This window comes from Caballeronia sp. S22 (assembly GCF_964261745.1).
Taxonomy (GTDB): Bacteria; Pseudomonadota; Gammaproteobacteria; order Burkholderiales; family Burkholderiaceae; genus Caballeronia; species Caballeronia jiangsuensis.
On record NZ_OZ180040.1, the window covers coordinates 634,134 to 656,754 of the forward strand.

General features: G+C 61.1%; 16 protein-coding genes and 6 pseudogenes. 18 read left to right on the forward strand and 4 right to left on the reverse strand.

The genetic code is table 11. The features are described 5' to 3' along the window. Nucleotides 1–36: 36 nt before the first annotated feature. From ACEN42_RS41380 to ACEN42_RS41390, 3 genes are read left to right on the forward strand one after another with little or no spacing between them, the layout of a single operon-like run. Nucleotides 37–1,053 carry an ABC transporter substrate-binding protein gene (locus ACEN42_RS41380; RefSeq protein ID WP_371884130.1) on the forward strand — a complete coding sequence of 339 codons (1,017 nt, stop codon included), beginning with the start codon at nt 37–39 and terminating at the stop codon, nt 1,051–1,053. A gap of 50 nt (nt 1,054–1,103) precedes the next feature. Next, nucleotides 1,104–1,886, forward strand: coding sequence for an ABC transporter ATP-binding protein (locus tag ACEN42_RS41385; protein WP_371884685.1), 783 nt, complete (start codon nt 1,104–1,106; stop codon nt 1,884–1,886). Beyond that, complete coding sequence (locus ACEN42_RS41390; protein ID WP_371884131.1) at nt 1,883–2,803, forward strand: ABC transporter permease; 921 nt, start codon at nt 1,883–1,885, stop codon at nt 2,801–2,803. The genes ACEN42_RS41385 and ACEN42_RS41390 overlap by 4 nt, the downstream gene beginning before the upstream one ends. A 176-nt stretch (nt 2,804–2,979) precedes the next feature. Here ACEN42_RS41390 and ACEN42_RS41395 read toward each other — a convergent pair whose 3' ends face one another. Next, nucleotides 2,980–3,567 (reverse strand): UbiX family flavin prenyltransferase, encoded by a 588-nt coding sequence (locus ACEN42_RS41395; protein ID WP_371884132.1) that lies wholly within the window; start codon nt 3,565–3,567, stop codon nt 2,980–2,982. Then, entirely contained in the window at nt 3,564–4,907 is a 1,344-nt protein-coding gene (locus ACEN42_RS41400) for a UbiD family decarboxylase (protein WP_371884133.1), read from the reverse strand. The genes ACEN42_RS41395 and ACEN42_RS41400 overlap by 4 nt, the downstream gene beginning before the upstream one ends. 276 nt (nt 4,908–5,183) lie before the next feature. On the opposite strand from ACEN42_RS41400, the gene ACEN42_RS41405 reads away from it, so the two are divergent. From ACEN42_RS41405 to kynA, 5 genes and pseudogenes are all read left to right on the forward strand, one after another. Continuing rightward, nucleotides 5,184–6,335 carry a helix-turn-helix transcriptional regulator gene (locus ACEN42_RS41405; protein WP_371884134.1) on the forward strand — a complete coding sequence of 384 codons (1,152 nt, stop codon included), beginning with the start codon at nt 5,184–5,186 and terminating at the stop codon, nt 6,333–6,335. Between the two features lie 150 nt (nt 6,336–6,485). Continuing rightward, complete coding sequence (locus tag ACEN42_RS41410) at nt 6,486–7,910, forward strand: aldehyde dehydrogenase family protein (RefSeq protein WP_371884135.1); 1,425 nt, start codon at nt 6,486–6,488, stop codon at nt 7,908–7,910. 719 nt (nt 7,911–8,629) lie between these two features. Beyond that, nucleotides 8,630–10,228, forward strand: a complete 1,599-nt coding sequence (locus tag ACEN42_RS41415; RefSeq protein ID WP_371884136.1) for an MFS transporter — start codon at nt 8,630–8,632, stop codon at nt 10,226–10,228. 381 nt (nt 10,229–10,609) lie between these two features. After that, nucleotides 10,610–11,860 carry a kynureninase gene (gene kynU / locus ACEN42_RS41420; protein WP_371884137.1) on the forward strand — a complete coding sequence of 417 codons (1,251 nt, stop codon included), beginning with the start codon at nt 10,610–10,612 and terminating at the stop codon, nt 11,858–11,860. Between the two features lie 11 nt (nt 11,861–11,871). After that, nucleotides 11,872–12,742, forward strand: a pseudogene (gene kynA, locus ACEN42_RS41425) (tryptophan 2,3-dioxygenase). A 446-nt stretch (nt 12,743–13,188) separates the two neighbouring features. Here kynA and andR read toward each other — a convergent pair. Beyond that, nucleotides 13,189–14,145 (reverse strand): anthranilate 1,2-dioxygenase regulatory protein AndR, encoded by a 957-nt coding sequence (gene andR, locus ACEN42_RS41430; RefSeq protein ID WP_371884138.1) that lies wholly within the window; start codon nt 14,143–14,145, stop codon nt 13,189–13,191. Between the two features lie 172 nt (nt 14,146–14,317). Here andR and andAc point away from each other — a divergent pair. From andAc to catA, 9 genes and pseudogenes are all read left to right on the forward strand, one after another. Next, nucleotides 14,318–15,588, forward strand: a pseudogene (gene andAc / locus ACEN42_RS41435) (anthranilate 1,2-dioxygenase large subunit AndAc). Between the two features lie 15 nt (nt 15,589–15,603). After that, a pseudogene (andAd, locus tag ACEN42_RS41440) lies at nt 15,604–16,077 on the forward strand (anthranilate 1,2-dioxygenase small subunit AndAd). A 9-nt stretch (nt 16,078–16,086) separates the two neighbouring features. Further along, the gene (andAb, locus tag ACEN42_RS41445) at nt 16,087–16,410 is read left to right on the forward strand and encodes an anthranilate 1,2-dioxygenase ferredoxin subunit AndAb (RefSeq protein ID WP_371884139.1); all 324 of its coding nucleotides are present in this window, start codon (nt 16,087–16,089) and stop codon (nt 16,408–16,410) included. After that, entirely contained in the window at nt 16,400–17,623 is a 1,224-nt protein-coding gene (gene andAa, locus ACEN42_RS41450) for an anthranilate 1,2-dioxygenase system ferredoxin--NAD(+) reductase (RefSeq protein WP_371884140.1), read from the forward strand. The genes andAb and andAa overlap by 11 nt, the downstream gene beginning before the upstream one ends. Before the next feature lie 14 nt (nt 17,624–17,637). Next, nucleotides 17,638–18,192: pseudogene (locus tag ACEN42_RS41455) on the forward strand (muconate cycloisomerase); the annotation flags it as partial. Between the two features lie 80 nt (nt 18,193–18,272). After that, nucleotides 18,273–19,267, forward strand: a protein-coding gene (locus tag ACEN42_RS41460) for an IS630 family transposase (RefSeq protein ID WP_371880194.1) whose coding sequence is annotated in 2 segments (ribosomal slippage) — nt 18,273–18,738 and nt 18,738–19,267 — 996 coding nt in all. Because the reading frame shifts where the segments join, the coding sequence is not laid out codon by codon here. A gap of 25 nt (nt 19,268–19,292) precedes the next feature. Further along, a pseudogene (locus ACEN42_RS41465) lies at nt 19,293–19,874 on the forward strand (enolase C-terminal domain-like protein); the annotation flags it as partial. A 17-nt stretch (nt 19,875–19,891) separates the two neighbouring features. Continuing rightward, nucleotides 19,892–20,183 (forward strand): annotated as a pseudogene (catC, locus tag ACEN42_RS41470) (muconolactone Delta-isomerase). A 39-nt stretch (nt 20,184–20,222) separates the two neighbouring features. Further along, complete coding sequence (gene catA, locus ACEN42_RS41475) at nt 20,223–21,158, forward strand: catechol 1,2-dioxygenase (RefSeq protein ID WP_371884141.1); 936 nt, start codon at nt 20,223–20,225, stop codon at nt 21,156–21,158. 212 nt (nt 21,159–21,370) lie between these two features. Here the strand turns inward: catA and ACEN42_RS41480 are convergent, their stop codons facing one another. Next, nucleotides 21,371–21,580, reverse strand: a complete 210-nt coding sequence (locus ACEN42_RS41480; protein WP_371884142.1) for a hypothetical protein — start codon at nt 21,578–21,580, stop codon at nt 21,371–21,373. A 78-nt stretch (nt 21,581–21,658) separates the two neighbouring features. Here ACEN42_RS41480 and ACEN42_RS41485 point away from each other — a divergent pair, with 78 nt between their 5' ends. After that, on the forward strand, nt 21,659–22,519 hold the full coding sequence (locus tag ACEN42_RS41485) for an SDR family NAD(P)-dependent oxidoreductase (RefSeq protein ID WP_371884143.1): 861 nt from the start codon (nt 21,659–21,661) through the stop codon (nt 22,517–22,519). The last annotated feature ends 102 nt before the right edge of the window (nt 22,520–22,621 follow it).

A 22,621-nucleotide genomic window follows, 5' to 3' on the forward strand; every position in this document is an offset into this window, starting at 1 on the left:
TCGATCGAACTTTCGGGAGTCAACATGGAGATGAGCATGAACAGAAACGGGCGCGTCAGCACGGCCTGCCGCAAGCTGTCGTCGGTGCTCGGGGCGGCCATGGTAGTCGCGCTTGCATCGGCCGGGGGGCCAGTGGCAGCGCAAACGCCCCCCACGACGGTCATCGGCATCGCGAGCCTCGGACCGCATCCATCGCTCGCGAAAACCATCGAAGGCTTCAAGCAGCAGATGGCGAAGGAAGGCTATGTAGAAGGCAAGAACACGAGCTATGTCTACAGCGACGCCAATTTCACGCAGGCGCTGATGCCGCAAATGTTCTCCCAGATCGTCGCGCAGCATCCGGCGCTTATCCTGACGGTGACGACGTCGGTCTCCCAGGTTGCGCGTTCGGCCGTCGTCGATCCGAAAACCCCGCTCATTTTCACCGAAGTCACCGACCCGGTCGCGGCCGGCCTCGTGCCGAACTGGAAGCAGGGCGGCGAGCGCTTCACCGGCTCGTCGGACCTGCAGGATTTCGATGCGGTGCTCGCGTTTGCCAAGAAGGCGTTTCCGGGAGTGAAGTCGTTCGGCACGCTCTACAACGCCGGCGAAGCGAACGACGTCGTCACGACAAAGGCGCTGGAAGCCGCCGCCCAGCGGGCGGGCCTGGCCTTCCGACCCGTCAGCGTCGACACGGTCAACGACATCACTCAGCGCGTGCAATTGCTCAAGGGCGTGGGCTTCGTCTATATCACCGGCTCGAATCTCGTGCAGTCCGCAATTCCCGCCGTGGCCGCAAGCATGCAGCGCCTTAAGATTCCCGTGCTCAGTTCAGAGACCGAAGCGATCAAGAAAGGCATGGCCACGGCGTCCTACGCGGTGTCGCTGGAGTCGGTGGGTGCGAACGCCGCGAAGCTCGCGGGACGTGTGCTGAAGGGCGAGAAGACATCGGCGCTGCCGCCCGCGATGCCCATGGCCACGGACTACGTGACGTCGATCAGCAAAAGCCAATTTCAGGCTTTGGGCCTCAAGGTGCCTGCCGAATTCGAGGATTGCAAGTGCTTCATCAACTAAGCGGCCGCCGTGCGGCGAAGGTCACCACGATGCGCGAGCGCCCCATACTCATGCTGTTGGCAGAGAAGATCTGCAAGACGTTTCACCCGGGCACCGTCGACGAGCGTATCGCTCTATCGGATGTTTCGTTAAAACTGCACGCCGGGGACTTCGCCGTCGTCGTGGGCGGCAACGGCGCGGGTAAATCGACGTTCCTCAATTTGCTGGCAGGTGAGGTGACGGCGGACAGCGGCACCATCACCGTCGGTGGCAGTGACGTGACGGCGCTGCCCACGCACCGGCGCGCGCGGCACATCGCACGTGTGTTTCAGGACCCATCGGTCGGCACCGCTGCGGCGCTGAGTCTCGAAGAAAACCTTGCGGTGGCGAATCGGCGCGGGCACAAGCGCTCGTTCAGCCTCGGGCTCACGCAGTCGTTATCCGAAGAGTTACGGGCGCGCATCGCGTCGTTCGATCTTGGGCTGGAGAAGCGCATGAAGACCAAGGCGTCGCTGCTCTCGGGCGGCCAGCGCCAGGCGCTCTCGCTGCTGATGGCCGTGCTGCAGCGTCCCGAGCTGCTGCTTCTCGACGAGCACACGGCCGCACTCGATCCTCGAACGGCCGCCATCGTCATGCGGGTGACCGAGCATGTCGTGCGTGAGGCGAGCCTCACCACGCTGATGGTCACGCACAACATGCAGCACGCCATCGATTACGGCAACCGGCTCATCATGATGCGCGACGGTCGCATCGTTGGCGACTTATCGGGCGACGCAAAACGCGCGATGACGATCGAGAAACTGGTGGCAACCTTCAACGACGAGCCGGCAACGGCACTCACGGTGAACTCATGAACTTTTTGAGCGGCTTCCTCGATCTGGTGCCTGTGGGACTGATGCAGGGCCTGACCTATGCGCTGATCGCCATCGCGATCATGATCCCCTTTCGCATCCTCAGTTTTGCGGACATGACCGGAGAGGGTGCGTTTCCCTTCGGCGCATGCGTTTGCGCGAAGCTCCTGATGCTCGGACTCAATCCGGTCATGGCGCTACTCGGCGGTGCGCTCGCCGGCTTCATCGCGGGACTCGCCACGGGCTACATTCACGAGAAGGCGAGAATCAACACGCTCCTGTGCGGCATTCTAGTGCTGTCGATGCTCTATTCCATCGATATTCGCGTAATGGGACAGCCGAACGCCGCGCTCTTCGCGTTCCCGAGCGTGTTCTCGTGGCTGCCCGGCGACGCCGGCGGCTACCTGCCGCGCATCGTGATGCTGGGGGTGATCGACGTGGCGATCGCCGCGTGCGTGCTCTGGTTCCTAGGCACCGAGCACGGCCTCGCGATGCGCGCGATCGGATCGAGCGCGTCGATGGCAAAGGCGCAGGGCATCAACGTGAAGGTGTACACGCTGATCGGCCTCGGCCTCGCGAATCTATTCGCCGCGCTGGGCGGCGCCATGCTTGCGCAGAACCAGGGCTTCTCAGACGTGAACATGGGCTTCGGCGTCCTCGTGAACGGGCTGGCCGCGTTGCTGCTCGGCGAGGCCGTCATCGGCAATCGTTCGATGACGCGCCAAGTGATCGCGCCCGTGCTCGGCTCGATCATCTACTTCCAGTTGATATCGGCGGTGCTCGCGCTCGGCTTCCAGCCGTCGGATCTCAAGCTCGTCACGGCGCTCTTCGTGCTCGGCACGTTGCTGTCCATGGCGAAGCGCAAGAAGCGTGGCGCCGCGCGCAAGAAGCTGGAGCCGGTGGGTTCGGCCAGTAGTTGAGGCGATGCCTCACACCAAGCAAAGAAATGTGCCGCACGATTATCGTGCGGCACATTTCGCTTTAAAGTCGCGCCCGCGGCCCGCACGGCTATTGAATCAGCATGCGGGGAGTGGCGGCTGTGCTTTGGGTATGTTTGTCGCTGCGTACCAGCACCCCGATCGATCGTGCAATGCGATCAGCTCGCTTTAGTCAGCCCCGCCCATCGTGCGTACGCGTCCGGGTCATTGATGCCGAGCTGATCGAGCACGCGCTGGACCGTGTAATCGACCAGTGCCTCGATACTGTCAGGCTTGGCATAGAAAGACGGCAGCGGTGGCATGATGATGCCGCCCATCTGCGTGACGAGCGTCATGTTGTTCAGATGCGCGAGCGTGAGCGGCGTTTCACGCGCGAGCAGCACGAGCTTGCGCCGCTCCTTGAGCGTGACGTCGGCGGCGCGCGTGACGAGATTGTCGTCGAGGCCGTGCGCGATCGCCGCGAGGGTCTTCATGGAGCACGGCGCGACCACCATGCCGTCATGCTGGAACGATCCGCTCGCGAGCGTCGCACCGATTTCACCGGGCTCGTGCCATTCGCTCGCGAGTGCGCGTACGGCCGTGCGTTCGAGCGTCATCTCGTCGTGCAGCGTGAGCCAGCCCGCGCGCGACACGATCAGATGGGTTTCGACCGCGCGCTCGCGCAGCGCTGCGAGCAGACGCACGCCGTAGATTGCGCCCGTCGCGCCCGTGATCGCGACGACGATGCGGGGCTGGCGCGGGTTCATCGGGACGCTCGCGGATTGAAGTGCGGCAGGTAATCGTCGAGCGCGAGCGTGTCGGCGCCCGGGATGGACTTGCGCTCGAACTCTGCTTCGCGGCCCCACGGCTTGGTGGCGTCGATTGCAAGGCGGCCCCAGTGGTCCTTGTGCGGATCGCGATAAAAGCCGGGCACGTCCGGGATCACCATCGTGCGCGTGTCCGCGCGGCCGCGCGTAAGAAAGGCCCAGATGACTTCGTTCATGTCGTAAATGTCGACGTCCTTGTCGACGACGATGCACAGTTTGTTGTAGTCGAGATGCGAGCCGAGCGCGGCGAGCAATGCATGCTGCGCGTGGCCGTCGTATTGCTTGTCGATCTTGATGATCGTGTTCATGACCGTCGGCTTGCAGGTGACGTCGAGCACGCCGCGCACCTGCGCCGATACCGCCTTGTAGATGCGGGCCGCAGTCGCCGCTTCGAGCGGACGCAGGTCTTCGTCGGAGCCGCAAACGAGGCCGTGAAAGACGGCGCCTTCGCGCCAGCCGACATGCGTTACTTCGAAGACGTGGTTGTCGCCGACTTCGACGTAATAGCCCATGAATTCGCCGAACGGCCCTTCGGGACGCCGCTCGTTCGGCAGGATGCGGCCTTCGATCACGATCTCGGCGGCCACCGGAATGTCCAGGTCGAGCGTGAGCGCGCGGCGCATCGCGAGGGGGCCGCCGCGCATCGCGGCCGCGAGCGCCAACTCGTCGGCGTCGGGTGGCAGGGAGACACACGCGCTCATGAAGAGTTCGGGTGCCGCGCCGATCAGGATCGCAGCATCCAGCGGCTCGCCGCGTGCCTCGGCGCGCAACTGGTACTGCGCGAGATCGTGGCTGCTGCCCAGACGAATGCGCAGCTCGGAGTCGGAGACGACCATGGAGCGGTGAAACGACAGATTCGGCACGCCGCTGTCGGGGTCTTTCGCCAGAAAGATGCCGGACGTGATGTAGGGTGCCCCGTCGCGCTCGTGATAGGTCAGAATGGGCAGATCGGACAACGTACCGGTCACCCAGTCGGAGGGCATCGCAACGTGTTCGAACGTGTTGTCCATAGTCGAGGCGAGCGAGATTTCGCGATCGAGACGGGCACAGAACGTTTCATCGGGTGCGCAGCGGATGATCTCGCGCAAGCGGTCATGATCGCTGTACAGATTGAGCAATACAGGCAGCTTGCTTCCGCGCACGTTCTCGAACAGGACGGGCTGGGTGTTTTCGCGCTGAAGCCGTCGCGCGACCGCAGCCACTTCGAAGCGCGGATTGACTTCTCGTGTGACGGTCAAAAGGTCGCCGCGCGCGCGCAGGCGGGAGAGGTAGTGTCTCATCGTGAGCAAATTCGCGAATCGTGAATGAAAGCGCCCATGCCGCATGAAGCGGCAGCACGCGCCGGTGCTTCCCTTATAGCCGACGAATAAGGGCCGATGATTCGCAAAAACGCACAAAAATTAGGAATTGGGTTCTTTTTGCCGTGCCCGCAGCGTCGAGGAGCACGCGACACCATGCTTCCGGCGACGGATGGTCCGTTTGATGGCAGATAATGAAGCGCGCGCGGCGAAGAGGAAGAGGGAAGCGCCGCCGCGCGGCTATTATAGGGAGACGCAATGACGAACGACCATACGGGACTCTTCAGAAACGCGCTGGCGGGGCCGCAGGCACGCCTAACGGAAGCGTTCTATCAATTGCGGGTGCGTCCCGACTGCGTGAGCGTGCCCGAGTTCGGCCTGTACGGTGCGATCGTCTCGGTACCGGGCGAAGCGGAGGAGGGCGCCTGGAAGATGGCAAGCATCCGCGACGATATCTTTCTTGTCGTGTCGGACTGCAACTACGCGCACAGTCGTTCTGAGAACGTCCTGCCAGAGGGATTCATCGAATTCCACTTTTCGCTCTCGGGTCCCGCGAGCGTGGATTTCTCGGACGCGGGTCAGTTGCACGTCAACGCGCCCAACCTGCTCGTGTGCGTCCAGGGCACCGACGTGCAATATCAGGTGACCTGCGGGCCCGGGCCGTGGCAATCGGTTGGCATGTACGTGGCGAGACGCTATTTCGATCGCCTCGCACATGCGCTCGGCGGCGAGGCCGACAAGATCCGCTCCGAGCTCGCCACGATCGGTCACGATCAGATCTACAACCGTCAGATGCCATTCAGCGTCGAGGCCTTGCAGATTGCGGAGCAACTGCTCGCGTCGCCCTATCGCGGCGCGCGGCAGTTGCTCTATCTTGAAGGCAAATGCACCGAGATCCTCTGTGCCTGCATCGAGATGTGGCTTGCCCATCTCAACGAGGACAAGCCCGGGGAGACGCTTTCCGCGCGCGATCTGCGGCTCATCGAGCGGGCGCAAAAGATCATCGTGTCAGACTTGCGTGTTTCGCCGACCATCCCGGAACTAGCGCGCGCAGTCGGCACCAACTCGTCGAAGCTGAAGCGCGGCTTCAAGTTCCTGTACGGCATGACCATCTTCGAATACGGGCATCGTTGCCGCATGAATCATGCGTTGCGGCTGCTCGTCGACGAACGGTTACCGGTAGGACAGGTCGCGCTTGCGACCAGCTACCAGCATCAAACCAGCTTCACCGCCGCGTTTCGTGACTACTTCGGGTTCGCGCCGAAAGACGCGCGCCGGCTTGCGAGCCCCGCGATTCAGCGACACGAAGCGCCGGCAGGCAAAGCCTCTCTCGCGCCCGAGGGCATGACCGATGCCAGCGCGCCCGCGAGGGGGCAATCTGCCAGGATCGAGAACGCGGGCAAACCGTGAGGCGCACGCGTCACATTGGATCAAGGCATTCAAATTTAGGAAATCGGCCGCATCGCCCCTGACTGGCTGCCATGCCGCGACGTCTGTTGATAGCATCGTCTCACCCTATGCCACCCGGCCTTCGAGGCCACCGATCAACAGACCGGAAATATGATGAAGTCAATCCAAGTACGCAATCCTCGCACGGGCGAGCACGATTACGAGTTCGCATCGGCAACCGCGCAGGACGTCTCAGCCGTGACGGGCGAAGCACGCCACGCACAGCGCGCTTGGGCGGCGCTCGGACTCGAGCATCGCATCAAGGCGCTTGCTGACTGGGCCCGTCAGCTCGAAGCGCATGGCGGCGATATCGTCGCGGCGCTCGCTGTCGATACCGCGCGTCATCGCATTTCGGAAGAAGAACTCGGCGCCGTCATCCATTTCATTCACGGCTTCTGCGAGGCTGCACCCGAGGTGCTGGCCACGCCGTTCCGCAAACTCGATGCGCATCCCGACATCGTCTTCAAGGTGACGTATGCGCCGTATCCGGTAGTGGGCGTCATCAGCCCCTGGAACTTTCCCCTCGTGCTGTCGTTCATCGATGCGATTCCCGCGCTGGTCGCAGGCGCGGCTGTCGTCATCAAGCCGAGCGAAGTGACACCGCGCTTCGTGGAACCGTTGATCCGTTCGATCGATGCGGTGCCTGCGCTGAAGGGCATCGTCAATCTCGTACGGGGCGGGGCGGAGACCGGCGCGGCGATCGTCGCGCAGGCCGATGCCATCGTGTTCACCGGCAGCATACCGACCGGGCAGAAGATTGCGGCCGCGGCCGCGCAGGCGTTCGTCCCCGCGTTCCTCGAACTGGGCGGCAAGGACGCGGCGGTCGTGCTCGAGGGATCGGATGTCGCGCGCGCGGCGACCAGCATCTTGCGCAGCGCGCTCTATAACTCGGGACAAGTCTGTTATGCGATCGAGCGCGTGTATGCGCATGAATCGCTGCATGACGCGCTAGTCGCGGAACTCGTCGCGCAGGCGAAGACGCTCAGGCGCAGCCACGCCGCGGGCGATGGCGGCCACTATGGTCCGATGATCTTCGCGCAGCAGGCCAAGATCATCGACGCGCAACTCGATGACGCCGTGGCGAAGGGGGCGAAGATCGTACTCGGCGGTAAGAGCGAAACGGTGGACGGTGCTGTGTGGATCGACCCGACGATCGTGACCGGCGTGACGCACGACATGTCGCTGATGACCGAGGAGACCTTCGGACCCATCGTGCCGGTGATGCGCTTCACGGACGTCGACGAAGCCGAGCGGCTGATGAATGACTCGATGTTCGGCCTGAGCGGCGCGGTGTTCGGCCCCGACACGCACACGGCCGGCGATTTCGCGACAAAGATGGAAGCGGGCGGCGTGAGCATCAACGACACGGAACTCCCGCGCGTGATGATGTTCGCGGGCGAGAAGACTGCTTTCAAGAAATCCGGTATGGGCGGCTCGCGCTACGGTTCTACGAGCATCATGCGATATGTGAGAAAGCGCGCGCTTCTTGCCAACGAAGGCGACGTGCCGCCGCTCGATAAACTCGCGGAGGTTTGACGCAACGTTTGTCTCCTTGGCAACGTAAAAAAACAAAGCAGCCGTCCGGCGGGCTTGATCTGCGATCGTCGAGCCCGTGCACGTTGCAACGGCCACTGGTAAACATCGCAGCGATTTATTTCTGCACCGCCAGCGGCACATCTGGACGTCGGAGGCTGCGCCTCGCATTGCCCGAATTTATACCGGCCGCGGCCGCCGCGGCGAGCTTGTGGATCGCTGCGTCCTTCCGCCGGATCCTTACCCAGGAAGAAGCGTCGCACTGCCGCATCATTGACGGTGAAGACGAAGGCTACGGTCGCGCGGCAATTTCCTCACCGTACTAAAAGCGGAGGACCGTCGGGGGTATACCGTGGTATACCGTCGTCGCGTTTTTTGCTTCTCCAGGTCGCATGCAATGGCCAACGGGCGCGCGAGAGGCATCCGGTCACACAAGTTCGAAGTTAGCTGCAGACCAGGCCATGCGTGCTCTCTGTGCCGTCCGATCATGCTCGCTACTGAAGCTGGTAATTCGCTCTCATGGTCGGCCTCCGCATCAATGTGGCGCCTCGCGAGGAGGCTTCGGCTGACACCTATTTGCAGCCGAAACAAACGCGAAAACTACGGATTCGGATGTAAGGCCGATCCGAGTGTTGTGCGTGCTGTTGGCGGTCGACGAGCATAGTCTGATACGTTCAAATCATACAGCTGGGATGAAAGATATGGAGACAGGACACAACAGCATGAACTCGACCACGAGCGAGTGGCACACCGCAGAGGAGCGCCGCACGTCGCGAATGGTGGTGTTAGGAGCGTCACTCGGTACTGTGTTCGAGTGGTACGATTTCTTTCTCTATGGAAGCCTCGCTACTTATTTCGGAATCTGGTTTTTCCCGCCTGAGAATCAAATGGCTGGCCTGCTTGCGAGTCTGGCGACGTTCGGAGCAGGGTTTGCGGTGCGCCCACTGGGTTCGCTTGTTTTCGGTAGACTGGGCGACATAGCCGGTCGCAAGAACACCTTCCTGTTGACGATCATCATCATGGGGGTGTCGACAGCCGCAGTGGGTTTTCTGCCAACTTTCGCTCAAATCGGTTGGACTGCGCCTGTGCTACTGGTCATCCTCCGCTTGCTTCAGGGACTGGCAGTGGGAGGCGAATTTGGAGGCGCGACGGTCTACATAGCCGAGCATTGTTCACGCCGTGATCGGGGCTACAAGACGAGTTGGATTCAGATTACGGGATCCGCAGGTTTCCTGCTGGCCACAATAGTCATTCTTGCCGCGCGCGCGCTAATCGGTCCGGACGCATTTGCGAAATGGGGCTGGCGCGTACCGTTCGAGTTCTCTCTGATCCTCCTGGCCGTGTCCATATGGATCCGCTTCAAACTCGACGAGTCGCCGGTCTATCTAAAAATGAAGGCGGCCGGACAGGTGTCGAAGGCACCGCTTACGGAGACGTTCGGAGAACCGCGCCACCTCAAGGATATGTTAATCGCACTGCTGGGCGCTACCATGCCGCTTGGTGTGATTTCTATCGCGGCATCGCTTGCACCGCTGATTCTTTTGTCGGGTCCGCTTCGTGTCGATGCGCTGCAGGTATATGGGATGATGGCCGTGGCCCTGATCCTTACGCTCCCCCTTTACATCGTCTTCGGCAGTTTGTCCGACCGAATTGGGCGGCGCAAGGTTATGCTCACCGGTTGCTTTCTGGCATTGCTGACTTGCTACCCGGTATTCTCTTCATTGGGTCATTACGCAAATCCAGCATTGATGGAATTTCAACAGCGGGTGCCCGTCACCGTCGCGGCGAGGGACTGCCACATGCGACTTATTACGACAGCCAATAGTCGTCTGTCGACCTGCGACGAGGTTAGACAATTCCTGTCAGGCGCTGGAGTGAACTACAACACGACCATGCCGGCCGAAGGTGCCGACAACGTGGTCACGCGCATCGGTGCAACCACGCTCACCGGTTTTGACCAAGCACACTTTCGAGCTGCGTTGATGGACGAGGGCTGGCCCTCGTCGGCAGATCCAGCGCGCGTCAACAGGGTAGCCGTGATTCTGCTGCTGATGCTGTTGCTGAGTTGCACCGCGATGATCAGCGGTCCGATGGCCGCGTACCTGAGCGAACTCTTTCCACCCCGCATTCGCTACACCGCAGTTTCTTTTCCCTTCCACATCGGCAACGGTTGGTTCGGCGGTTTCCTGCCTTTGGTGATGAGCGCATTCGCGGCGATTACAGGAAATATGATTGCCGGCATAGTCTATCCACTAATCATGCTGGCTGTGGGACTTGTCGTTGGGCTATGTTACATGCGCGATGCTCCAGCCGCTAACTGAGTCCAAAGGCAGAAAGCGAATCACATCACTCATCGACGGTGCGAACCACGACTGCTTACAGGCCCGGTTGCTGATGTGCATGCCGCGAGGTCGCATAATTAGCGCTTTGGGTGCGGGTTCGCACCCATGGACGGGCTTTCTAGCGCGGGATCGACGGCTAAGTCGCGGATTAACGGCAGCGGGCAAATGTAATTCTGTGTCTAGGGTGTAGGAGACCTGACTAAATTCGACGGGCCGGTCAAGTTGACCGGCCGTCAGCGGGCAAGCAGTCTTACAACCTTCAGTTGCCCTGCCGCTTAAATTCTCGACGCTCGATGCGAGTCCGGTCCGGGCCGTCCTGCGTCCGCTTTCCTGATGATCTTCAAATATATGGACTTTTCGATGAAACATCGTGACGAAGCAGCGGCGCTCGACCGCGACGATCCGCTCGCCGCTCTGCGCGACCAGTTCGCCTTGGTCGATGGCGTGATCTATCTCGACGGCAATTCGCTCGGCGTGCCGCCCAGGGCGTCCGCCGCGCGCGCCGCCGACCTAATTGCTGCCGAATGGGGCGAAGGCCTGATCCGTAGCTGGAACACGGCCGGCTGGTTCGCGCTGCCCAAGCGCCTCGGCAACAAACTCGCACCGCTGATCGGCGCGGGCGAGGACGAGGTCGTCGTGACGGACACGATTTCCGCGAATCTCTTCAAGATTCTGTCGGCCGCGCTCAAGCTCGCGAACGAGCGCGATCCGAAGCGGCGCGTGATCGTCTCCGAACGTTCGAACTTTCCGACGGATCTGTACATCGCGCAGGGTTTGATCGAGCAGCTCGATCGCGGTTACGAACTGCGCCTCGTCGATGATCCCGCGGAACTGCCCGCCGCGATCGACGAAAACACCGCGGTCGCGATGATCACGCACGTCAACTACCGCACCGGCTACATGCACGACATGGCCGCGCTCACGCAGACGATTCATCGCGCGGGCGCGCTCGCGGTCTGGGATCTCGCGCATTCGGCGGGCGCGGTGCCGGTCGATCTGAACGGCGTCGACGCGGACTATGCGGTCGGTTGCACCTACAAGTATCTGAACGGCGGACCGGGCTCGCCCGCGTTCGTGTGGGTGCCGAAGCGCCATCAGAACGCGTTCTCGCAGCCGCTCTCCGGCTGGTGGGGGCACAAGAAGCCGTTCGAGATGAATCCGGTGTATCGCCCGGACGACGGCATCGGCCGCTTTCTCTGCGGCACCCAGCCGATCGTCTCGGTGTCGCTCGTCGAATGCGGGCTCGACGTGTTTCTGCAAACCGACATGCAGACGCTGCGCCGCAAGTCGCTCGCGTTGAGCGATCTGTTCATCAAACTGGTCGAAGAGCGCTGCGGCGACTTCCCGCTCTCGCTCGCGACGCCGCGCGAGCACGCGCAACGCGGCTCGCAGGTGAGCTTCGAGCATCCGAACGGCTATGAGGTGATGCAGGCGCTGATCGCGCGCGGCGTGATCGGCGATTATCGCGAGCCGCGCATTCTGCGCTTCGGCTTCACGCCGCTGTACACGCGCTTCGTCGATGTGTGGGACGCCGTCGAAACCCTGCGCGACGTGCTCGCGACCGAGAGCTGGCGCGCGCCCGAGTTCGCCGAGCGCGCATCGGTGACCTGAGGATTGACGTCATGAACGAAGCGAAAGGTTGTCCCTTCGGCCACGGCGCACCGGCGCAGGAAAAAGGCTGGCACGACGCCAAGCTCGATTTCTCCGACTCGATGAGCTACGGCGACTATCTCGGCCTCGATTCGATCCTCAACGCGCAGCATCCGCTCTCGCCCGATCACAACGAGATGCTGTTCATCGTGCAGCATCAGACGAGCGAGCTATGGATGAAGCTCGCGCTCTACGAACTGCGCGCGGCGCTCGCGGCGGTGCATCGCGACGAGCTTCCGCCCGCCTTCAAGATGCTCGCGCGCGTGTCGCGCATCTTCGAGCAGCTGGTGCAGGCGTGGAACGTCCTCGCGACGATGACGCCCTCCGAATACACCGCGATGCGGCCGTATCTCGGCCAGTCGTCGGGGTTTCAGTCGCATCAGTACCGGCAGATCGAGTTCATGCTCGGCAACAAGAATACGCAGATGCTCAAGCCCCACGAGCATCGGCCGGAGATTTTCGCGCAGGTGCGCGAGACGCTGGAGGCGCCCTCCTTCTACGACGAAGTGATCCGCCTGCTCGCACGGCGCGGCTTCGAGATCGATCCGGCGCGGCTGAACCGCGACTGGACGCAGCCGACCACGCACGATCCGTCCGTCGAGGCGGCGTGGCTCGCGGTGTATCGCGATCCGTCGCATCACTGGGAGCTGTACGAAATGGGCGGAGGAACTCGTCGATCTCGAAGACGCGTTCCGGCAATGGCGCTTCCGGCATGTGACGACGGTCGAGCGCATCATCGGCTTCAAGGGCGGCACGGGCGGGACGGCGGGCGCGTCTTATCTGCGCAAGATGCTCGATGTCGTGCTGTTTCCCGAACTTTGGCACGTGCGGACCATGCTTTGACTGACTTCGTCTAACCAAGGCAGATGCGGGTTCGCACCGCCATCTCGAGATCGGTGACACAGGCATGGCAGATCGATATGCGATGCGTCGACACCCGTCAACGCATCGGACCAGGACCTCGCCGCGGAAGAAGTGGGGCGAGGCCGATCGCGCATGCCGCAAAAGTTCAGCGTTGTGTTCTGGACCAGCAGCATTGTAGGAAACACTGGTGAGGTGACGCAGTTCGCCCGCTGCCGGAGGCTCGACAAATGAGGCGCGTTGAGTGACGCGCGTCTCACTTGGTTCACTCGATATATGGCACTTTCGTAGATATGCGAAGTATGCGAGTCATGCGCGAACTAGCGGCCTAGTGAAGGCAGAGCGGCTGGCCCGCCACCGCCCTTAGAATAACGAGTCAAACTACGACCCCGTCGGGTTACCCAGCGTTTGCCGCTTGTGGCAGCCAATTAATTCGCTCGCTTGCGCAAGGTCGCCGATGGATGTTCACCGAATTCCTTAGCATACGCCACTGAAAATCGCCCGATATGAAAGAAGCCGCACGCCAGCGCAATGTCGGCGATACGTGCATGTCGCCCCGCGGTCAGCAGCGCTTCCCGTGCGAGCTTCATCCGCATATCGCGAAGGAACTGCATGGGGCTGATGCCACGAGCCATACCGAAGCGCTCCCGGAGGGTGCGTGGTGACACTCCGGCCGCGCGCGAGATGTCGTCCAATTGCAAAGGCTCGCCCGCATGTGCGCGGATGAATTCCTCGGCCCGCCTGACGAACGCCGGCACTACCGCCGCTTCGGGCAGAGGCGCTCTTGGCAATGCGCAAGCCAACAGCTCAATTAACAGCTCCTCCATGTGCCGAGCGACATCGGCATTTGCCCGCGCGCAATCGAGTAGCGCTGAGGACCCGGTCAGCGTGCGCAATTGATGCATCCATCCCTGCATAGGCGGGCTGTCGATCGATATGCGCGGCGCGAAACCTGCGCCCGCTCCGCATCTTGCTGCCTGGAACGCGTCAGCATCGATGCGAAGCACGAACTGTTCGCAATCCGACGACAGCCACGCGTCAAACGGTTGACCCGGTGCGCACAGCACCGCGTTGTTGCAATCCACGTCGACGGCTGCATGAAGCGTGCGGACACGCGCTTGACCGGACAAGCAAAACATCAGAAGAAAATAACCATCGACTGACTCGACGTCGACGTGCATAGAGCTGCCGAACGAAATTGCGCCCAAGCCAAGCCGGCCCAACTTCACGAAGTCCATGTACGACTGGCCGCGACCTGTCCCGGAGGGCACCAGCATATGCGGCTGCATGACGCCCGAGATCCGATCACGCGTTTCGTCTAAATCGTTCGACTCGAAGAGCCGATAGCTGCGTAATGCGTTAGGCGCGAAGACGTTGGGAGACATGGTCGGCTGTATGAAGCGTTCGACGGCGTGAAGACAATTTCATGTACCGCTGTTTTTGGATAGTACGCGAAACGGTGCCGTTTTTGGCGGATAGACCTGACATTCTCTTTCCCGAAGAATGCGATGACACCGTGACGCACCGATTACGGCACCCCGCAACAGGAGAACATCCGTGGAAACGGCTGAACTGGTTTTTCGCCCTCAAGGTCCGACCGATTCGGATCACGTTCACTTTCCGCACGACGACGGCTCGCGCGTGCCCTGCAAGGTCTTTAGTTCGCAAGCCGTGTACGACCGCGAGCAGGAGCGCATCTTTCGCGGCCCGACCTGGAATTTCGTGGCGCTCGAAGCGGAAATTCCAAAAGCCGGCGATTACAAGAGCACGTTCGTGGGCGATACGCCGGTCGTCGTAACGAGGCTCGAGGACGGCGGCCTCGCAAGTGGGTGAACCGCTGCGCGCATCGCGGCGCATCCGTGTGCCGTAAGTCGCGCGGCAATGCGACCTCGCATACATGCGTGTATCACCAATGGAGCTTCGATAACAGCGGCAATCTGCTCGGTGTACCGTTCAGGCGCGGACAAAAAGGCATGACCGGCATGCCCGCCGATTTCGACCCGAAGAATCACAGCCTGCGCAAGCTGCGCGTAGATAGCTACAAGGGCCTCGTGTTCGCGAGCTTCGGCGACGAAGTGGCGCCGCTGCCTGACTATCTCGGCGTACAGATGCGTCCGTGGATCGACCGCATCTTCCACAAGCCGATCGAGTATCTCGGCTGCACGCGCCAGTGCTCCAAATCCAACTGGAAACTGTACTTCGAGAACGTGAAGGACCCGTATCACGCGAGCATGCTGCATCTGTTCCATACTACGTTCAATATCTTTCGCGTCGGCATGAAGGCGCGTTCCATTCCGGACGCGACGCATGGCCTGCACAGCATCATCACCGTGACGAAGACGGGCGAAGACACGTCGTCCGCGTACAAGCAGCAAAACATCCGCTCGTTCGATGAAGGATTCGCGCTCGAAGACGATTCCATTCTCGGCCTGGTCTCCGAATACGAAGAAGACACGACGAATCACATTCAGCCAATCTTTCCGCAGCTCGTCGTCCAGCAGATCCACAATACGCTCGTTGCGCGCCAGTTGCTGCCGAAAGGGCCGAACAACTTCGAGCTGGTCTTCCACTTCTTCGGCTATGTGGACGATACGCCCGACTTGCGCGCGCTGCGCATCAAGCAGGCCAATCTAGTCGGTCCCGCCGGCTATATCTCGATGGAAGACACCGAAGCGACCGAACTCGTGCAGCGCGGAACCGTGCGCGATGCGGATGCGACTTCGGTCATCGAAATGTCACGCGCCAATCCTGATCAGCAGGATACGGTCATCACCGAAAGCCTGATCCGCAAGTTCTGGGTCGGCTACCAAAACCTGATGGGCTATTGAGCAGCGAGGCGACGCATGGAACAGATGAAGTTGTGGTTCGAACTGCACGTGCTGCAGGACCAATACATCAACGCGCTCGATAACGGCAAGCTCGAGGCATGACCCACGCTCTTCACGGAAGACTGCCTGTACGAGATCGTGCCGAAGGAAAACGCGGACATGGGCTTGCCCGTCGGCATCATCCATTGCACGAATCAGAAGATGTTGCGCGATCGCGTCGTGTCGTTGCGGCACGCGAATATCTTCGAGGAGCACAGCTATCGGCACATGACGTCGGGGCTGACTGTGACGCGCGAGCAAGACGGCGTGATCGAAACCGAAAGCAACTATGTCGTGATTCAGACGCGCACCAACGGTGAGTCGAACGTGTATCAGGCGGGCAAGTATTTCGACAAGGTCGTGCGCACCGCAGACGGTCTGCGTTATCGGGCCAAGCCCGTGATCTACGACACATCGCGCGTGCAGACGCTGCTCGCGACGGCGATCTAGGGATCCGACATGGAACAAGTGGCGAATACGTGGCAAGCCATCGGCATGCTCGACGATTTCACAGAAGGCGAGCCGTCAGCGGTCGTCGCGGGCGACAAGCCGGTTGCGGTCTTCCGTATCGGCGATGAAGTCTTCGCGTTGCACGATCTTTGCACGCATGGACACGCGCGGCTGTCGGAAGGCTACGTCGAGGACGGCTGCGTAGAATGTCCCCTGCATCAAGGGCTTTTCGACATTCGCAGCGGCGCGCCGCGTTGCGCGCCGGTGACCGAAGCAGTGCGCAGCTATTCCATCCGCATCGTCGATGGACAGGTCGAGATCCATGTCGAGTAAGCCTTATGTGATCGCCGGCGCGGGACACGCCGCGCGTCGCGCAGCCGAAACGCTGCGTGCGCGCGATGCCGATGCACACATCGTCATGATCGGCGATGAACGCGCGTTGCCTTATGACCGCCCGGAACTGTCGAAAGGCGCGTTGCTGTCCGAAGAAGACGAGCGCCGCATCTTCGTTCGCGATGCCACGTGGTACGACGCACAACGTATCGATATGCGGCTCGGCATGCGCGTAGAAGCCATCGATCGCGCGTCGCAAAGCGTCGTGTTGAATGATGGTACGCGCATCGAATATGAGTGCTTGCTGCTTGCAACGGGATCGCGCGTGCGGCCGTTTCCAGGCCATGTCGATGACGGCGTGAAGCTGCATTACGTCCGCACTGTCGACGATGCACGCGCGCTGCGCGCGGCGCTGTCGCCGGGCAAGCGCGTCGCGGTGCTGGGCGGCGGCTTCATCGGGCTCGAAGTAGCGGCGTCCGCGATCAAGGCGGATTGCGCGGTCGTGCTGATCGAGCCAGCGCAACGACTGCTCATGCGTTCGATGCCGCGGGAAATGGCGGACTTCATGTACACGCTGCATCGCACGAAAGGCGTGGGCATGCGGCTCGATACGAAGCCGCTCGCCGTGAGACGTGGGGCAAGTCATGCGATCGTGGAGACGGATCGCGGCGATATCGCGGCGGACATCGTCGTCGTCGGCATTGGTGTGATGCCGAATGTGGAACTCGCGCAGGCAGCGGAGCTTGAGGTAAACAACGGCATCGTCGTGGACGAGCGATGCAGGACCGACGACTGTTCGATCTTCGCGGCGGGCGAGGTCACGATGCATTTCAACCCGCTTTTGAAGCGACATGTACGCGTTGAGTCGTGGCAGGTCGCCGAGAACCAGCCCGTCATTGCGGCGGCGAACATGCTCGGCGCAGAAGAGCATTATGCGGAGATGCCGTGGCTATGGTCGGATCAATACGAATGCAACGTGCAAACGCTCGGCCTCTTCGAACCGGCGCATGAGACGGTGCTGCGCGGTGATCCGTCGTCGGGTTCGTTCTGCGTGTTGGCGCTGAACGGCGCCGGTGCGCTGGCCGCCGTGGCCGCCGTCAACGCGGGTCGCGACATGGGCGCATGCAAGCGACTGCTCGCAGCGGGCAAACCGCTCGATATCGACGCGCTTCGCGATACCACTGTGGCCCTGCGAACCCTGCTTGCGGCATAAAAATGGGCGGAAAAATGAGCGCAGCGATCATCGAACGTATCGAAACCCCTCTCGTCGATTTACCGACGATACGCCCGCACAAGCTCTCCGTCGCGACGATGCACGGACAGACGCTCATGCTCGTCAAGGTGTTTTGCAGCGACGGCATCATGGGCATCGGCGAGGGCACGACCTTTGCGGGCATGGCTTATGGGCCCGAAAGCCCCGAATCGGTGAAGCTCGCGGTCGATGCTTATCTCGCGCCTGCGTCCATCGGCAAGAACGCGACGCGCGTGCAGGCATTGATGGCGCACCTCGGAAAGCTCGTCAAAGTCAATCACTTCGCGAAGAGCGCGCTTGAAACCGCATTGCTCGATGCGCAAGGCAAGCGTCTCGGCGTGCCGGTCAGCGAACTGCTCGGCGGACGCCGCCGCGATCGGCTGCCGGTGGCATGGACGCTTGCTTCGGGCGATAGCGACCGTGACATCACTGAAGCACACACGATGCTCGAAGCGAGACGTCACAACATCTTCAAGCTGAAGATCGGCGCAAAGTCCATCAAGACCGACATCGAGCATGTCGCGACGATTATTGAGTTTTCCGTAAAACATGACAACCGATTCGATGCTGGCGCGTTATATCTCTGACGGATTGATCGGAGATGCGCGCCATGGCAACGAAGCCGTTGGACGAGGCAACGAAGAAGCGTTTGCGGGCCGCCCGGATGCTTTTGGCGGGCAAAGGTCCGGCAGAGGTGGCACTTGCCGTGGGGGTAGCCCGACAGACGGTGTACACATGGAAGCGGTTACTCGATGAAGGCGGAATCGATGCGCTGCGTGCGGTGCCGGGTCGAGGTCGTCCAGCGCGGCTTGATGCGCAGCAATTGGCGCAGCTACGGCAGGTATTGCTACAGAAGCCGACCGAACACGGCTTTGGCACCGAGCTATGGACGCTCAAGCGCGTGGGCGTGCTCATCAAGCGCATGTATGGGGTCGAGTTCGGACACACGCAAATCTGGCGCATTCTCGGGACGCTTGGTTTCAGCGCACAGAAGCCTGAGCGGCGCGCAATCGAGCGCGATGAAGAAGCGGTGCGCCACTGGAAGCGGCACACCTGGCCCGCGCTTAAAAAAAAGCCAAGCGCGAAGGCCGATTGATTGTCTTTATCGACGAGACCGGCATCAGCGAGCGCCCCACACGGGTGCGCACCTGGGCGCCGAAGGGGCAAACGCCAGTTATCCAGTTTCATTTCAACTGGCACCACGTGTCGGCGATCGCGGGCCTCAGTCGCACGAACTACCTGTTTCGGTTGTACGAAGGTAGCGTAAAGAAGGAACAGGTGGTCGAGTTTCTCAAGGCGCTCAAAGCCCATCTGAAGCAGCCGCTGCTTATCATCTGGGATGGTGCCAGGCCTCACCATGCCGCGATTGTCCGCCAATACCTGGATTCGCTCGACGGCCTTATTCAGATCACCTTTCTGCCACCGTATTGCCCGGAACTCAATCCCGTCGAGTACCTGTGGGCATGGCTCAAGCGTCATGCGATTGCGAACTTCTGCCCCGACAATCTCAACGAGTTGCACACCGTTGCTCGCAACAAACTCAAAAGCGCTCAGCACCGACCTTCGATCATCGCCGCGTGCTGGATTCAGGCAACGTTGTGGTGATGTCATGATTTATGAAAACGTCAATAAGCGCGCACTCGGCGATCGCGCCGCCGTGCGCGTCGATGTGAACATGGCATGGAGCGAGACGCAGGCATCGTGGGCGATCCCCGCGCTGGCCGATGCGGGCTGTGAACTGGTGGAGCAACCGGTCGCATCGCCCGCAGCCACGGCACGCCTCACGCGGCGCTTTCCCGTTGCATTGATGGCCGACGAACTTCTCCAGGGACCGGACAGCGCATTCGAGATTGCGAAGCACGCCGGCGCGGACGTATTCGCAATCAAGATCGAGCAGAGCGGCGGTCTCTTCGCCTCACAGCGTGTTGCTGCAATCGCGGATGCCGCTGGCATCGAGCTTTATGGCGGCACGATGCTCGAAGGCGCGTTCAGCACGGTGGCATCGGCGCATCTCTTTTCTACCTTTGCGAATCTTAAATGGGGCACAGAGCTGTTCGGGCCATTGCTGATTACCGAAGAAATTCTGACGAAGCCCCTCGATTACAGCGACTTCGAACTGACGGTGCCGGATGGCCCCGGTCTTGGCATCGAACTCGACGAAGCCACGGTCAAGCGCTTTACGCGCGATGGTCTGAAGAAAGTCATCAAGTAAATCCCCGGAGGCCGACGATGCTTTTCCATGTACGCATGGATGTGAACCTTCCGCCCGACATGCCAGCCCATGTCGCCGATGAAATCAAGTCGCGGGAGAAGGCCTATTCGCAGGCGCTCCAAAAGAGCGGTAAATGGCGTCATATCTGGCGGCGTCGCGGGCGAGTACGCGAATTACAGCGTCTTCGATGTCGAGAGCAATGCCGAACTGCACGACATGCTCATCGCCTTGCCGCTTTTTACTTACATGAAGATTTCGGTGACGCCGTTGTGCTGTCACCCGTCGTCCATCCGCGACGGCGACGTGTGAGTGTGTTGAACAACCTCAATATCGATGGAGACAGAAATCATGAGCGTCAAAGTGTTTGCGAATCAGGAAGTGCAGGACTTGCTCGAGGCTGCGACCAATCTCGGCAGCAATAGCGGCAATGCGCGGGCGAAGCAGATCACGCATCGCTTGTTGAGCGATCTGTTTAAGGCCATCGACGATCTCGACATGACGCCCGATGAAATCTGGGCCGGGGTGAATTTCACCAACAGGCTCGGTCAGGATGGCGAGGCCGCATTGCTTGCCGCGGGACTGGGACTGGAAAAGTATCTCGACATTCGCATGGATGCTGCAGACAGGCAAGCCGAAATCGATGGCGGCACGCCGCGCACCATCGAAGGCCCGCTGTATGTGGAAGGCGCTCCGGTCCGCGATGGCATGTCGAAAATCGATCTCGATGCCGATCCGAACGCCGGTCCGCTCGTCATTCGCGGTGCGGTGACGGGACCCGACGGCAAGCCGTTGGCGGGCGCGGTCGTCGAATGCTGGCACGCCAATTCGAAGGGCTTCTATTCGCACTTCGATCCGACCGACGCGCAAAGCGCGTTCAATCTACGCGGCGCAGTCCGCACCGGCCAAGACGGAACCTATGAGTTCCGCACCCTCATGCCCGTGGGTTACGGCTGCCCTCCGCAAGGTTCGACTCAACAATTGCTGAACCTGCTGGCACGGCATGGCAACCGCTCGGCGCACCTGCATTTCTTCGTGACGAGCAATGGTCTTCGCAAGCTAACCACGCAGATCAACATCGAAGGCGATCCGCTTATCTGGGACGACTTCGCGTACGCCACGCGTGAAGGCCTGATCCCGCCTGTGACCGAGAAGACTGGCGGCACGGCGCTCGGCCTGAAGGTTGACACGTACAAGGAGATCGAGTTCAACTTTGCTTTGACACCGATGGTTCAGGGCAAGGACAACCAACTCGTCAATCGCCTGCGCGCAACGGTTGCAGTTTAAGCGAGCAAGGTTGCGAGACCGGCACCGTCTATGCGCGGTCCCTGGTTCGGCTCTTGGGTGCCAAGCTGGCGTCCGGCGAGCTCCCCTCCGAGCGCGTCGGTTGTTGTGCAGGTTGTTGTGCGATCCGCTCGGATTTACGTGTCCGTTAGCCAACCAGCTACCGGTGGAGTTGGGCTGTTGGGCAAAAATGTGAAAAAAACCAAAGCGATGGATTAAGCAGATTGTCGATCGACTTTACTTAACGCTGCGAGGATGGCTGTCGTGGCTCCGGCGGCTGCATCTGCTGTTCGGTTCGTGAAGACATCGAAGAGGCTGTCACGCATGTGCTTGAGCAGGAAGAAGGCCGCATCGTCGATGGCGTGACAGCCCGCGCCCGGTCGATACTGGAGCGCCGCATCGGAACCAACTATAGTACTGATCATGCAGTGTCGGAAAAGCTCAGGGTGCTGCCCAGAGGCTTGTCTGTAAAGGCAATGACTCTATCTTGAAGGAGCAAACCAATGTCATCGAAGTGTCTAGAGGGGAAGGTTGCCATCGTCACGGGGGCCGCACGCGGCATCGGACGCGCCACTGCTCTCGCGTTCGCACGCGAAGGTGCCACCGTCGTCGGCATCGACATCGCAGGAGCCGTCAGCAAGACCTTGGAGGTGGTGCCGGCTTCCGTCGAGGAACTGGAGGAAACCGGCCGGCTGGTTACAGCCGCAGGGGCGCAATGGGGTTCGCGCCAGCTCGACCAACGTGACATTGGGGCCTTGCGCGAGGCTGCCGCATGGACGGCCGAGGCCTTTGGCAAGATCGACATCCTCTTTGCGAATGCCGGCATCCAAGCTTTCAAGCCGCTCCTGGAGATGGAAGATGCGGACTGGCACGATCAGATCGACGTCAACCTGAACGGCACCTGCAATGCCATTCGCGCCGTCGCGCCTCACCTAGTGAAGAACGGCGGCGGCCGCATCATCGTCACGTCCTCGACGCAAGGACAGCACGGCACCAAGTACGGTGCGGCCTATTCGGCCTCCAAGTGGGGAATCATCGGCCTGATGAAATCGGCCGCCCTGGAGCTTGGGCAATACGGCATCACGGTCAACGCGGTCATCCCTGGCTTGATCGACACGCCGCTCACCCGCCACAGGCAGCGGTACGCGCAGGCTATCGATGACTTGAACAACACCGAACCGCTCCACAAACTCGAAGCCGCGGCAAAGCAAAAGCTCACTGCGAAATCCCCGCTCGGCGTGCCCTGGCTTCCGCCTGAATCCGTTGCCCCCGCGGTCGTCTTCCTCGCCAGCGACGATGCCTATCTCGTCTCCGGCGCCACCTATGACGTGACGGGAGGCGACAGCGCCAATAACACTGCCTGAGTTGAACAACTACTTGTCGGATTTGCGCGAGAACATCTAATCGCGCGTTTCACGCTTGCATCAAGCGCGGCGTGCACCACACTATGAGCGAAGGAACGCAGT